Below are 13,111 nucleotides of genomic sequence, written 5' to 3'. Positions count from 1 at the left end.
TGCCTGTTTGTCGTTACTTTAAACTATTCTTAGCACTTTTTTCTATATGTCCCAATTGGCGAGAAATAGTCACGCATACTTTTTGTAAATTAGTAATTACCATATCTAATTTCTTTTCCATTCTATAAGTAGGGCCAGCAACGCTTATGGCACCAACAATATTACCTGTATAATTAAAAATTGGCTTAGCTACGCAAGTTAACCCAATTTCATTTTCTTCGTGATCAAAGGAATAACCATCTGCTCTAATTCTTGCCAATGTATTAAAAAGCGTAATAGGTTCAATAATCGTATTTTCAGTAATTTTTTCGAGTGGCTGATTTAAAATCCTATCGATCTCGTCTAAAGATTGGTAAGCTAATAATGCTTTACCTATCCCAGTACAATACGCTGGCATTCGACTCCCTAGCCGAGCATTTGTCTGAATCGACATAGTTCCTTCACTTTTATACAAATAAATTACATAACCCTGATTATAGACACCAAGGAAACAGGTTTCATTTGTTATTCCTGATAAGCTCTTCAAATATGGTATAGAAACATCAACTAGGTTGACATTCAATAGCCCCTTAATACCCAACTCTAGTGATTTAATATCTAATAAATAACGCTCACTCATCTCATCATAAGCAACGTACTCCCGATTTTTTAATGATTCTAAAATACGGAATGTTGTAGTCTTAGGAATTTTTGTGACTTTAGTAAGCTCCGCTAGTGATATCCCTTTATCTGAATCACTAATAGCCTCAAGAATTGTTAATGTCTTATCAATATTAGAAGAGTTAGATTTATCCTGCATTTTAATAATCTTCTTAGAGTGAAACGTTATACCATAATACACCAAAAATCCCTCTATCACACAGCGATATTTAATATCACAAATCCAACAAAAAACAAAATAAAAAAACAAAAAAAACTCAAACCACTGATAAATAAACAACTATCTTAATTTACAAAAATTTATCTTGATTAACATCACAATAACATAATGTAAGGCTATGGTTCACACCCAAATGATATATAGTCATTACATGGAACGACGTTCCATTTTAAAATGGTATGAGCAATTATTACATCATAAATAGGTTTTAGCATGACTATATATTGAGGAAGTAATATGTCTATTGTGACTATTGATTCAGGAACAACTAATACTAGAGTCAGAGTATGGCAAGATGGGATTGTGATTGCTGAAGTCATTGAAACAATTGGTATTAGAGATACCGCACTAACAGGGAGCACAAAGACGCTAGCTTTAGGTATAAAGAAAGCACTAGATAATGCATTAGCTCAAGCTAATTTAATATTAGATAATTCGATACCTATTATTGCTTCAGGTATGATTACTTCTAACCTAGGACTTTACGAACTTCCTCATTTAATAACTCCTATTGGTATTAATGAACTAGCAAATAATATGGTTGAAAAAATTATTCCTGATATTACTAGTTACCCTATCTGGTTTATTCCTGGAATAAAGAATCGCCTACCTGCAATCAATATTATTAATTTTGAAGAAATGGATATGATGCGAGGTGAAGAAACTGAAGTAATTGGCGCCATAAACTATTTTAATATAAAACAAGAAACCTTAATTATCCTACCAGGAACACACACAAAATTCGTAAAAATTAATAATAAACAAAAAATTATTAGCTGCGCAACAACAATGGCAGGAGAATTATTAGATGTAATAACCCAAAATACTATTCTAGCTCAATCACTAGGAAATAAATTTGCCGATGAAATAGATGAAGAATATCTTATTCGCGGTGCCAAATCATGTAAGGAAGTTGGATTAGCACGCAGTTGCTTTATGATCCGAGTTTTATCAATGTTTAGCCATTCAACTAAAAGGCAAATAGCTAATTATTTACTTGGTGCGGTAATGTACTCTGATATTTTAACTATCAAAAACCACAAAGCTTTAAATATAAAACCACACACTAACATTATAATATGTGGAAAAAAAACTCTACAACAAGCTTTAGCTATTTTAATTAGTCATGATGGTTTCTTTCATGGCAGCATCACCACCCAAAATGAAGAAGCAATTAAACCCTTATCTGGCTTAGGTGCTATATCCATCGCTCAAAAAATACAACTAATAAAATAATTGTAAGTTATGGAGAAACTTAAATGACTTGGAAAAATCATATTCCCCTAATTGCGATCCTTAGAGGAATAAAACCAAATGAGATACATCAGCATATCCCATTATTAATTGAAGCTGGATTTCAAGCCATTGAAATTCCGTTAAACTCCCCTGATTGGCAAATAAGTATTAAAGAAGCTGTAAAACATTACGGAAAAAAAACACTAATAGGAGCAGGAACAGTACTTGAAGAAGAAGAAGTTGACCTATTAGCTAATATAGGCTGTCAATTAATAGTTACCCCGAATATTAATTCTGACGTAATTAAGTCAGCAATAAAATATAATATGGTCATCTGCCCTGGGTGTGCAACAGTAAGTGAAGCATTCTCCGCCATTTCTGCTGGAGCTAAAAGTTTAAAAATATTCCCAGCAACAAGTTTTGGTCCTAATTATATAAAAGCATTAAAAACAGTATTACCTAAAGATATTCCCATTTTTGCTGTTGGAGGAATAACTTTAGATAATCTTCAGCAATATATTAATTCAGGATGTATTGGAGCAGGATTAGGTGGAGAGCTTTATAAAGCAGGGCAATCCCCTGTAAAAACCAAACAAAAAGCACAAGCTTTCATTAAAGCCTATAGAGAGATCCAAAATGAAAATAACTAAATTAACTACTTATCGCTTAGCCCCTCGCTGGATGTTTTTAAAAATAGAAACAGATGAAGGTATTGTTGGGTGGGGAGAACCCATAATCGAAGGAAAAGCAAAAACAGTTGAAGCTGCTGTTCATGAATTTAGCCATTATCTTATCGGAAAAGACCCATCACGTATCAATGATATTTGGCAAACCTTGTATCGTGGCGGTTTTTATAGAGGCGGACCAATACTCATGAGCGCTATAGCCGGTATTGACCAAGCCTTATGGGACATAAAAGGTAAAGCACTAGGAGTCCCTGTTTATCAATTACTTGGCGGATTATCTCGTGACAAAATAAAAGCCTATAGCTGGGTTGGAGGAGATAGACCTTCAGATGTAATCAATAGCATCAATAAGCTTAAAACTATTGGCTTTGATACATTTAAACTCAACGGCTGTGAAGACATGGCACTCATTGATAACTCAAAAAAAATTGATAAAGCAGTCTCCATTGCCGCAGAAATACGCGATACTTTTGGAAATGATATTGAGTTTGGTTTGGATTTTCATGGCAGAGTATCCGCACCTATGGCAAAAATACTTATTAAAGAGCTCGAATCCTACCGCCCATTATTTATTGAAGAACCTGTATTAGCAGAACAAGCCGAATATTACCGCATATTAGCAGATCAAACTCATATTCCCCTTGCTGCAGGAGAACGAATGTATTCTCGTTTTGAGTTTAAACGTGTATTCGCAAATGGTGGGTTATCCATAGTTCAACCAGATTTATCTCATGCAGGCGGAATAACCGAATGTTACAAAATAGCAGCGATGGCCGAATCTTATGACATTGGCTTGGCACCTCATTGCCCATTAGGCCCTATAGCATTAGCTTCATGCTTACATATTGATTTTGTTTCTCACAATGCGGTCCTTCAAGAGCAAAGTATGGGGATCCATTATAACCAAGGAGCTGAACTATTAGATTATATTCTTAACAAAGAAGATTTCTCAATAACCGATGGCTATTTTTATCCAAACAATAAACCCGGGCTTGGTGTAGAAGTTAATGAAGAACTGGTTATTGAAAAAAGCAAAAATGCGCCAGATTGGCGTAACCCTATATGGCGAAATGCTGATGGCGCTATCGCTGAATGGTAATACAAGCAATATAAATTAATACTTCAGTATTAAACCTAATTATGAGGAAGGCTACCATGAATTCTTATTTCTTAAAAAATAGTAAAAAGTTAATAATTAGCATGGCTGCAACACTAATATTTAGTAGTAGTGTATTTGCAAATACGTTAATTGGAAAAATTGGTCATGCAATGCCGAATGAACACCCGCAATCTCAAACAGTAGAATATTTTTCCAATTTAGTAAATAAATATACTGATGGGAGAGTAAAAATTCAGGTTTTTTCGGGTGGCACACTTGGTGGTGATGAAAAAATGTTAAGAGCCACACAAGCTGGCACTCAGGAATTGTATTACGGCTCTTTAGCGCCTATTTCAGGTCGAGTAAAAGAATTACAAGCTTTTGATATTCCTTTTGTATTTAATAATATGGAAGAAGTTGATGCCGTCTTCCGTGGTCCTATGGGTCAACAAATGTTCGAATTATTAGAACCTTTAAATTTAGTCGGCTTAGTTTGGGTAGAAACGGGATTTCGTAACGTATCCAATAATAAACACCCTATTAATAAAGCAGAGGATTTAAAAGGATTAAAAATTCGTGTAATGCAAAATCAAATTGCATTAGAAACATTTAAAGCAATGGGTGTTAATGCTTTACCTATGGATTTCTCTGAAGTATTTACTGCTTTAGAAACAGGTGTTATTGATGGCCAAGAAAACCCTCTAATTCATATGTATGCAAATAAAATGCAGGAAGTACAAAAATATATAACTATTACTAATCATGTATATACGCCAAGTATAATTTTAGTGTCAAAACGTTTTTGGGATAAATTAACACCAGAAGATCAGCAAGCAGTACAACGTGCAGCAAAAGAAGCACAATTGTTTCACCGTAATGTGATGACAGAGGCTGATAAAAATGTCATTCAGCAATTGACTAATGCGGGGGTAACTGTTGAAAAATTAGATCCTGCTGAAATAGATAAATTACGAGAAGCTGTTAAACCTATTGTAAATAAATATATTCCAGTTATTGGTGAGGAATTTGTTAACAATTATTTTTCTGAAGTAGAAAATGCAAGAAGAAAATAGCAGACCTTCCCATATCTAGAGTATGAATAGGTTTTTATTTATCACAAACCAAATAGTTGAAATAAAAAACTGTCAGTCGGATTTATTCTGAATTAAATAAATCTGACTGCAATTGTTTTATGGAATTAATTTAGAATTTATAACACTCTACATACAGCATGTAGGAGGATACATGACAATTAAATCACTAAGAATACTAGAACAGATATTCTATAAATTATTAGATAATATCTTGGTTGCTTGTATGGCAGTCATGTTTATTCTTCTATTAGCTAATATATTATTACGTTTTACTATAAACAGCTCTATCGATATCGCTGAAGAATTACCTAGGTTTTTATTTATATGGGTCACTTTTATTGGCGCCATTATTGCATTAAAAGAAAATACACATATCAATGTTAATATTTTAGTATCCCGATTACCCAAACTAGGAAAAAAAATATGTTGGTTATTAAGACAGCTATTAATATCAATTTGTGGTGGGTATATTTTTTATGGGACTTATCTTCAGCATGATATTTTATTATTGAACTTATCTCCCGTCATGATGATAAGTATGCTATTGGTTTATGGGGTTAGTTATATTTCCGGTGTAATGTTTATCATTATTTCTTTAATTAATATTATCCGTTTTGCTTTAGGTCATGTATCAGATATAGAGCTAGAGCAATCAATGTTAGATAATTTAGAGAGTAATGAAATAGAAAACACTCCCTATAAAAACCAATAGTTTGATAATTTGAGAGATTAACCATATGACTATATTAATTTTTGTGGGGATACTTCTGATATCTATTATGCTTGGTATTCCTATTGCATTTTCTTTAATGATAAGTGGGATAGTATTAATGTTCTGGCTAGGATTTACTGATCCTGAGATAGTCATTCAGAATATGTGGGATGGCTCCAATAACTTTCCCTTGCTTGCTGTTCCCTTTTTTATGTTAGCTGGCGAATTTATGAATCATGGTGGTATAACCCAAAAAATAATCAATATATCCCATGCCTGTGTTGGCCATATAAAAGGAGGATTAGGTTACGTGGTTATTATTACGGGCTTAATTATGGGGGCACTTTCCGGTTCTGCAATTGCGGATACCGCAGCTTTAACTGCAATGTTATTACCACTTATGCGAAAAGCTGGCTATAACCCTTTTAGGGCTGGAGGATTAATAGGTTCTAGCGGAATAATTGCAACTATTGTCCCTCCCTCAATACCAATGATTTTATACGGCGTTAGTGGGCAAGTATCAATTACAAAATTATTTATGGCTGGTATCTTTCCTGGAATTCTTATGGCCTTAGCATTAATATTCACTTGGAAATTTTTTGGTGTAAAATCTGAAAGTGTTCCACCTTCTTCTAAGGTACCAATAAATCAACGTTATAAAATAATTGCTGAAGGTATTTGGGCTCTAATCTTACCTATTATTATTATTGGGGGACTACGATTTGGCATATTTTCCCCAACAGAAGCTGCCATTATTGCTGCTGCTTATTCATTATTAGTAGGCATGTTTATTTATAAAGAAATAAAAATTAAAGATATTTTTCAATTACTATTAAATTCAGCAAAAACAACCTCCATTGTCATGTTCTTAGTTTGTGCTGCTTCTTTATCTGCTTGGTTAATTACCGCAGCTAATATTCCAAGTCAGCTCATTGAAATATTATCGCCTATTATGCATAACCAAACATTACTTTTAATAACACTAATGTTATTAATTTTAATCATCGGAACTGCAATGGACCTTACACCTACTGTATTAGTACTTACTCCAATATTAATCCCTATTTTAAAAACAGCTGGAATAGATCCCGTCTATTTTGGTGTTCTTTTTATCATGTGCGTTTCAATAGGATTATTAACTCCACCAGTTGGTGCCATATTAAATGTAGTTAGTGGGGTAGGTAAAATACCGATTGAAAAACTCATTATTGGGGTAATTCCATTTCTTATTGCCGAAATATTAGTGTTATTTTTATTGGTTTTATTTCCTGAACTTGTATTAGTTCCTCTCGGTTGGTTTATATAAACTTTAGGAGTTTGTGAAAATGAAAAAATATAAGGGTAGGGCCTGCTATATAAAAGGCATAAAAGAATTAGCATTAGAGTATCTAGAAACACATTCCTCAGATAAAAATGCCTTAATTAAAGTGACTCGAGGAGGAATTTGTGGTTCAGATATTCATTATTATTTTCATGGTGGCATAGGAGACTTGTCACTGCAGCATCCAATGATATTAGGACATGAAGTTGTCGGTGAAGTCATTGAGACGCCATTAAATTCAACACTTAAAATAGGACAAAAAGTCGCTCTTAATCCATCATTATCTTGCGGTCATTGTCATTATTGCCTAGAAGGCGACAATAACCACTGTAGTGATATTTATTTTTGGGGGAGTGCAATGCGAACTCCTCATGTTCATGGGGGTTTTACTGATTATCTCTCAATACACCCTACTCGCTGTATACCTTATCATCATAGTGTCCCTGAGAAAGTAATGGTTTTTGCTGAACCATTATCAGTTGCAATCCATAGTATTAATCTTGCTGGAAGTCTAATTAGTAAACATATCTTAATCTCAGGTGCTGGCCCTATTGGTTGTTTAATTGTTGCTGCTGCTAAAGCATCAGGTGCAGAATCTATTACCGTATTTGATATCAGTGATAAAAGTTGTCAGCTTGCTTTAAAAATGGGTGCTGACAACGTAGTAAATCCGGTTAACTCAAAACAAATTGAATTTTTTAAGAATAATAAAGGTTATTTCGATGTTTCTTTTGACGCATCTGGTGCTGAATCTGCTATTCAACTAATATTTCAAGTGACTAAACCAAAAGGAACAATAATCCAAGTTGGAAATAGCCGTGGCTTAACGGCTATCCCATTAATGGAACTTGTAGCAAAGGAATTGGTACTAAAAGGTTCGTTTCGCTTCACTAATGAATTTATATGTGCTGTTAGCTGGCTAGAGAATAAACGTGTAGATCCTCTACCATTAATTAGTGCAGAATTACCGATTTGTGATGCAGAACAAGCCATTTTACTCGCAGCAGATAAAACAAAATCAGCTAAAGTTCAATTGATATTTGACTAAGTGTCTGATTAAAATAATTTATTAATTTTTAATCATAAAAATTAGATCGAGGCATAATGAAAAATAATCTTTTTGACCTAACAGGTAAACGAGCTTTAATCACTGGATCTTCACAAGGTCTTGGCTTTACTATGGCTAAAGGTTTAGGGGAATATGGTGCAGAAATCATTATTAATTCAACGAAACAAAGTAAAGCTGATGAAAGTGTTAGAAAATTAAAAAAATTAAATATAAAAGCCCAAGCTTTTGTTTTTGATATAACAAACTATGATGCCTTGAATGATGCCATCCTTAATATTGAAAACAACATTGGTCCAATTGATATATTAATCAATAATGCCGGTATACAATATCGATATCCTCTTGTTGATTTCCCTGAAGAAAACTGGAATAAAATCATAGATGTCAATCAAAAAGCTGTTTTTATGCTTTCACAGCAAGTTGCAAAATACATGATCCAACGTAATAGCGGTAAGATTATTAATATCTGTTCAATGCAAAGCGAGCTAGGAAGAGCAACGATTATACCTTATACAGCATCGAAGGGTGCAGTCAAAATGATGACTCAAGGAATGTGTGCAGAGCTTGCTAAATATAATATTCAAGTCAATGGTATTGCTCCGGGATATTTTGATACTGAGCTCAACAAAGCACTTGTTGAAGATAGCGAGTTTTCAGAATGGTTATATAAACGAACACCCGCAGCACGTTGGGGGAGGCCTGAAGAGTTAATTGGGGCTGCAATACTCTTAGCATCGGAAGCTTCAAATTTTATTAATGGTCATATCATTTACGTTGATGGTGGTATGCGAGCTGTTGTCTAGTATGTAAACATTAATTTAAATTCTAAAAGAGAGAGAAATCCTTTTCTCTCTCAATAATATTATATTTCCTACAGCTATTTTTTAACTTTATGAACAATATCAAAGTACTTATCTTTATTATCTTGCTCTGGATAAATACGGTACGTATATTCTTCAGGAGTTACCGTGACATTTTCGACAACACGAGTAAATAAAACTTTACCCTCGTCATCTTTCGCTGTTAATGAGCGAGTTTTGCCATTTTCATCAAATGACCAGTCACCTTTCATTTTAGGTTTTCCATCAAACGTGGTCATATTAAATGTACCGTCTGGATAATACTCAGCTAAACCAAAAAAGTTAGCGACTTGCTTATCATCCGCATTAACTTCTTTTTTATCTTGATCTAAAGCTTCTGTTGTTGTCCAAACTTTGCCTACCATAATTTCTTCGTAAGCATTTAATTTATGTTCCGCGTTTTGCGATTGGCTTGCTGCCGGTGTTGTCGCTGCCTGAACAGCAAATGACATAGTAGATACAACAGCAAAGAGTGTAGGTACTAATAATTTTTTCATTTTTATCCTCTAATAAATTAACTCAAACAACAGTCTGATTAAGTTTAGATTAGCGATATAAAACCAATTTTTAAAATTATATTACGTTTATTTACAAGATAACATCTTATTACATTTAGCATAGATTATTTTACACTATAAAATATACTGAAAACTCACCGATTTTAGTATTAATAATCTTAATCTTGGCTATTAAGCAATTTATTAATCAACCAATAACCCGCTTTTCCCGGTGGATTATTCTTAGACCAAACTAAATCCACATCGATTTTACGTGGCCATAAATCATAATTAATGCTCACCAAACGATTATGGCCAAATTGCTTAACTAACCATGTTGGTAATATAGCCCAACCGGCACCTTGTTCTGCCATTTCTAATAATAATAAATAATTAGGTGCATACCAGTTTTTTTCACTATTAATAATAATTTGGCTACTACTGCTTAGCTGCAGTTGACGAGTTGTTGTTAAATGTTGATAGTCAACTTTTCTTTCGTTAGCTAATGGATGGCTATTTAATACATATAAACCTAATTCACCTTGAATAGGTAAACGAGAAAAAGAAATATCCGCAGGATATTCTGTTCGGGATTCCATCATACCAACGTGAGCTTGCTGGTTTTGGATCATTTCGATAACGGCATTATTTTCTGCGATTAAAAATTCGAATTCAAGATGTGGAAATTGCCTATCTAATGTCGTTAAAATATGCTCAGCATGCGGAGGCTGATAAATATCTGAAAAAGCACAACTTAATCTAGGTTCAATATCCGGCAGTAATTCAACTCTAAGCGCTTGAAGACGCTCGTCTGCCGATAAAATATCCTCAACTAAACTTAAGACTTTTCTACCCGCAAAAGTTAATGTTGATTCACGCCCCTGCCTATCAAACAGTGCAAACCCTAAATCATCTTCAAAACCACTGATCGTCGTACTGACGGTTGATTGACTTTTATTCAACTTACGGGCTGCAGCAGAAAATGATTTTAAGGATGCTGCCTCCACAAAAGTACGCAATGTTTCTATAGAATAATTCATAAGGTATCGCTTTTTTCGATGGCTGCCATTTTGTATATATATAAAAAATAGCAAATAATTGCACCCGATTTTTATCCAAAAAAATAATTTTCTATATCTTTGAGGTAGTTATGAGCAAGCATACAAAAACATTAACTGAGCGAATTTTTCATGCAGTCTCATTTGAAGTCATTGCGATCGCAATAACTGCACCGGTCAGTGCGTGGCTTTTAGGACGCTCAATTTTCCAAATGGGAACAGTGGCAATTGTTTTATCGACACTGGCAATGCTATTAAATGTGGTTTATAACATGATCTTTGACCGTTATTGGCCTTTATCTAAAGGGTCTCGCCCGGCCAAAGTACGTATTTTTCATGCCGTTGGCTTTGAATTAAGCTTTGTTATCATGGGTGTACCCATGTTGGCGTTTTTACTCAAAATGTCATTCTTAGATGCATTCTTACTTGAAATCGGTTTTTTTACCTTTTTCTTATTTTATACCTATGCATTTAACCTCGGATATGACAAGTTACGTGACCGTTGGTTTGCGAATAAAGAGAACACAATACACGTACCAGAAACAGTGGTTAAACGCTCTTAATTTAAAATATTAATTAAGTATTCTAACGCCGTGTAGCTTATTATTTACACGGCGTTATTTATATTTCAAAACACCGATAAAAACGCCAAAATAATTCTCTTTTCTTTTGTGAATACAAAATGACGAATGCGTTTTATGCACTCATCATTTGCATAGATATCAATTTTATCATTGAACACGATCACCTATATTTACGGCATCGCTATGATTATTTCTACGATAACTTTATAAAAATACAGCTTAGATAAGTTTATCTATTCAATAACATACCTAAGATAGAGTGTAAAAATAGGCGTTAAAAATGCTTTACCTTCATTTTTGAGAACTGATTTATATAAAGTTATCCACTATTTTGTCCCAAATATAGGAAATGTTATTTAAAGGTATTCCGATGAACAAATTATTTATTTCCTCTGCATTTTTATTGGTATTTAGTCTAAGTGCTCAAGCAGACGTAACTGCCCATAAAAATGCCATTATTTCTCTCAATTTTATTGAAAATAATACCGCTTATGCAAACCAAGCGGCTATTGCTTACCATGCAAAAGCCGCTAATTTATCGCCTAATGGTATTCAAGGTGTGACGAAATCTTTTGCACAAATGAATTTGCATGAAAAAGCAGTTACTGCATTAAGTTTCAATGAAAATAATATGTCCGCAGTGAATCAAGCAGCTATTAATTCACATATAAAAGCGGGTAATTTATCAAAAGATAAAATTAATGGTATCAGCAAAAGCTTTTTAGTGATGGATGACCATGAAAAAGCCGCTGTCGCCTTGAGCTTTACCGAAAACAACCAATCCGCCTCAATCAAATACGCAGTACAACAACACTTAAGTAGGAGCCAGACAAAGTCGTAAAAAAGAGAATGACATTTCGCTGATTTATCACACAGTTAGCCTCAAAAGGCTTGGTTACTCACCAAGCCTTTTGATTTTGAATAATATTCTTTTAAAAATCAAAGCATTAATATGTAATGAAATACACCCGTCAAAGTTGATAATAACTATCATTTGCAATTGATAATTATTAACATATAATTCGAGTCATTATTTTATCTTATAAGTTACAGTTCGAACATAACTACTTAATACCTGTATGGTTTGCCCTCTTTAGGTTCAATGAGAAAAAATATTGAGGTTTTATGATGAGTCGAAAATTAATGACTTTTATTCTATCAATAACATTACATGTTCTTGTTATTGGGTATTTAACCTATGTTACGGCTCAGTCATTGTCCTTAAAAAACCAGGCACAACAGGATGCGCCTATTATCTCGATCGCATTAACTCAAGCTGTCAACGTTGCAGAACCTGAAGAGTTCCCCCAACCTACAGACCCCCTTCCTGAGATAAAAATAGATCCCAGCCCAATAGCGGAACACGCTGCTATTGTTGTCCCTAAAAAGCAAAAAAAGGTAATCAAAACTCCAAAAGAGCCTGTAAAACCTAGAGAACTGACAAAAAAAAGAACTGAAAACATGCATAAACAAGCTGATTCAGAGGTTAAAAACGATTTGCCGATCGCACAACAACAAAGAGCAGGTGACCTCGTTTCGTCTCAATCAGCAGGAATAAAAGGCCCTAAAAACCAATATGCAACCAGTGATACTAATAGCCAATTAATTAATGCTTACCGTGAAAAACTACGCCAAGAAGTTGAGAGAAATAAACAATACCCTCGCCGCGCAAAAAAAATGAAAAACCGTGGTATTGCAACAATTCAATTCCAACTAAGCCAAACCGGAGAAATTAGCTTAATTCGCTTAGCAAGTAGTTCAGGAAGTGATTTATTGGACCAGGCTGCTTTACTTGCGGTACAAAAAAGTCGTTCTGTCGGTAAACCACCAGCAGGTTTTGCTCAATCGATAACACTCAATATTGAATTTAATTAACCACCTTTAAAAATAAAAACTATTCTCACTAAAAAGTGACACCTTAATAGGATATTAGATGACCAACTTATAGATAATTATTCTACATTTACTTTTCAATTCTTTTAATAATATTAAAGTTCATTATTTTTTTAGAATAA

At 33.9% G+C, this 13,111-nt stretch carries 14 protein-coding genes; 11 read left to right on the top strand and 3 right to left on the bottom strand.

Features of this window, described 5'->3' with window-relative positions; all coding sequences use genetic code 11:
- Nucleotides 1–13: 13 nt before the first annotated feature.
- Nucleotides 14–799, bottom strand: a complete 786-nt coding sequence (locus PSF42_RS08300; RefSeq protein ID WP_125891485.1) for an IclR family transcriptional regulator — start codon at nt 797–799, stop codon at nt 14–16.
- Between the two features lie 318 nt (nt 800–1,117).
- Between PSF42_RS08300 and PSF42_RS08295 the strand changes: the two genes are divergently transcribed.
- The 8 genes from PSF42_RS08295 to idnO all read left to right on the top strand — a co-directional run bounded on the left by PSF42_RS08295 (nt 1,118) and on the right by idnO (nt 8,900).
- On the top strand, nt 1,118–2,116 hold the full coding sequence (locus tag PSF42_RS08295; protein WP_272679826.1) for a 2-dehydro-3-deoxygalactonokinase: 999 nt from the start codon (nt 1,118–1,120) through the stop codon (nt 2,114–2,116).
- A gap of 23 nt (nt 2,117–2,139) precedes the next feature.
- On the top strand, nt 2,140–2,766 hold the full coding sequence (locus tag PSF42_RS08290) for a 2-dehydro-3-deoxy-6-phosphogalactonate aldolase (RefSeq protein ID WP_125891487.1): 627 nt from the start codon (nt 2,140–2,142) through the stop codon (nt 2,764–2,766).
- Entirely contained in the window at nt 2,753–3,901 is a 1,149-nt protein-coding gene (gene dgoD / locus PSF42_RS08285; protein WP_125891488.1) for a galactonate dehydratase, read from the top strand. Before PSF42_RS08290 ends, dgoD begins: the two co-directional genes overlap by 14 nt.
- Before the next feature lie 56 nt (nt 3,902–3,957).
- Nucleotides 3,958–4,974 (top strand): TRAP transporter substrate-binding protein, encoded by a 1,017-nt coding sequence (locus PSF42_RS08280; protein WP_272679825.1) that lies wholly within the window; start codon nt 3,958–3,960, stop codon nt 4,972–4,974.
- A gap of 172 nt (nt 4,975–5,146) precedes the next feature.
- On the top strand, nt 5,147–5,707 hold the full coding sequence (locus PSF42_RS08275) for a TRAP transporter small permease (protein ID WP_272679824.1): 561 nt from the start codon (nt 5,147–5,149) through the stop codon (nt 5,705–5,707).
- A 25-nt stretch (nt 5,708–5,732) separates the two neighbouring features.
- Nucleotides 5,733–7,013: a TRAP transporter large permease gene (locus PSF42_RS08270; RefSeq protein WP_272679823.1), complete on the top strand. Its 1,281-nt coding sequence runs from the start codon at nt 5,733–5,735 to the stop codon at nt 7,011–7,013.
- A gap of 19 nt (nt 7,014–7,032) precedes the next feature.
- Nucleotides 7,033–8,076: a zinc-binding dehydrogenase gene (locus PSF42_RS08265; protein WP_272679822.1), complete on the top strand. Its 1,044-nt coding sequence runs from the start codon at nt 7,033–7,035 to the stop codon at nt 8,074–8,076.
- Nucleotides 8,077–8,132: 56 nt separating this feature from the next.
- Nucleotides 8,133–8,900 carry a gluconate 5-dehydrogenase gene (gene idnO / locus PSF42_RS08260; RefSeq protein ID WP_125891493.1) on the top strand — a complete coding sequence of 256 codons (768 nt, stop codon included), beginning with the start codon at nt 8,133–8,135 and terminating at the stop codon, nt 8,898–8,900.
- Nucleotides 8,901–8,974: 74 nt separating this feature from the next.
- Here idnO and PSF42_RS08255 read toward each other — a convergent pair whose 3' ends face one another.
- Both PSF42_RS08255 and PSF42_RS08250 read right to left on the bottom strand, forming a co-directional pair.
- Nucleotides 8,975–9,454: a DUF4822 domain-containing protein gene (locus PSF42_RS08255; protein ID WP_004262272.1), complete on the bottom strand. Its 480-nt coding sequence runs from the start codon at nt 9,452–9,454 to the stop codon at nt 8,975–8,977.
- A 179-nt stretch (nt 9,455–9,633) separates the two neighbouring features.
- A complete protein-coding gene (locus PSF42_RS08250; protein ID WP_272679821.1) occupies nt 9,634–10,494 on the bottom strand; it encodes a LysR family transcriptional regulator in 861 nt (286 codons plus the stop codon).
- 110 nt (nt 10,495–10,604) lie between these two features.
- Here PSF42_RS08250 and PSF42_RS08245 point away from each other — a divergent pair, with 110 nt between their 5' ends.
- The 3 genes from PSF42_RS08245 to PSF42_RS08235 all read left to right on the top strand — a co-directional run bounded on the left by PSF42_RS08245 (nt 10,605) and on the right by PSF42_RS08235 (nt 12,971).
- On the top strand, nt 10,605–11,075 hold the full coding sequence (locus tag PSF42_RS08245) for a multidrug/biocide efflux PACE transporter (protein WP_272679820.1): 471 nt from the start codon (nt 10,605–10,607) through the stop codon (nt 11,073–11,075).
- Nucleotides 11,076–11,466: 391 nt separating this feature from the next.
- Complete coding sequence (locus tag PSF42_RS08240) at nt 11,467–11,937, top strand: hypothetical protein (RefSeq protein ID WP_272679819.1); 471 nt, start codon at nt 11,467–11,469, stop codon at nt 11,935–11,937.
- Between the two features lie 284 nt (nt 11,938–12,221).
- The gene (locus PSF42_RS08235; protein WP_272679818.1) at nt 12,222–12,971 is read left to right on the top strand and encodes an energy transducer TonB; all 750 of its coding nucleotides are present in this window, start codon (nt 12,222–12,224) and stop codon (nt 12,969–12,971) included.
- Nucleotides 12,972–13,111 lie beyond the last annotated feature (140 nt).

It is taken from the genome of Providencia sp. PROV032, assembly GCF_028484875.1.
Taxonomy (GTDB): domain Bacteria; phylum Pseudomonadota; class Gammaproteobacteria; order Enterobacterales; family Enterobacteriaceae; genus Providencia; species Providencia rettgeri_E.
Note: the sequence above shows the minus strand (reverse complement) of the source record. Positions and strands in the feature narration are given on the sequence as shown.

Excerpts from the sequence above, each read along its gene's own strand:
- PSF42_RS08270 (WP_272679823.1), top strand. The coding sequence starts at position 5,733 with ATGACTATATTAATTTTTGTGGGGATACTTCTGATATCTATTATGCTT.
- PSF42_RS08245 (WP_272679820.1), top strand. The coding sequence starts at position 10,605 with ATGAGCAAGCATACAAAAACATTAACTGAGCGAATTTTTCATGCAGTC.
- PSF42_RS08295 (WP_272679826.1), top strand. The coding sequence starts at position 1,118 with ATGTCTATTGTGACTATTGATTCAGGAACAACTAATACTAGAGTCAGA.
- PSF42_RS08280 (WP_272679825.1), top strand. The coding sequence starts at position 3,958 with ATGAATTCTTATTTCTTAAAAAATAGTAAAAAGTTAATAATTAGCATG.
- PSF42_RS08240 (WP_272679819.1), top strand. The coding sequence starts at position 11,467 with ATGAACAAATTATTTATTTCCTCTGCATTTTTATTGGTATTTAGTCTA.
- PSF42_RS08290 (WP_125891487.1), top strand. The coding sequence starts at position 2,140 with ATGACTTGGAAAAATCATATTCCCCTAATTGCGATCCTTAGAGGAATA.
- idnO (WP_125891493.1), top strand. The coding sequence starts at position 8,133 with ATGAAAAATAATCTTTTTGACCTAACAGGTAAACGAGCTTTAATCACT.
- PSF42_RS08300 (WP_125891485.1), bottom strand. The coding sequence starts at position 799 with ATGCAGGATAAATCTAACTCTTCTAATATTGATAAGACATTAACAATT.
- PSF42_RS08255 (WP_004262272.1), bottom strand. The coding sequence starts at position 9,454 with ATGAAAAAATTATTAGTACCTACACTCTTTGCTGTTGTATCTACTATG.
- PSF42_RS08265 (WP_272679822.1), top strand. The coding sequence starts at position 7,033 with ATGAAAAAATATAAGGGTAGGGCCTGCTATATAAAAGGCATAAAAGAA.
- dgoD (WP_125891488.1), top strand. The coding sequence starts at position 2,753 with ATGAAAATAACTAAATTAACTACTTATCGCTTAGCCCCTCGCTGGATG.
- PSF42_RS08235 (WP_272679818.1), top strand. The coding sequence starts at position 12,222 with ATGATGAGTCGAAAATTAATGACTTTTATTCTATCAATAACATTACAT.
- PSF42_RS08250 (WP_272679821.1), bottom strand. The coding sequence starts at position 10,494 with ATGAATTATTCTATAGAAACATTGCGTACTTTTGTGGAGGCAGCATCC.
- PSF42_RS08275 (WP_272679824.1), top strand. The coding sequence starts at position 5,147 with ATGACAATTAAATCACTAAGAATACTAGAACAGATATTCTATAAATTA.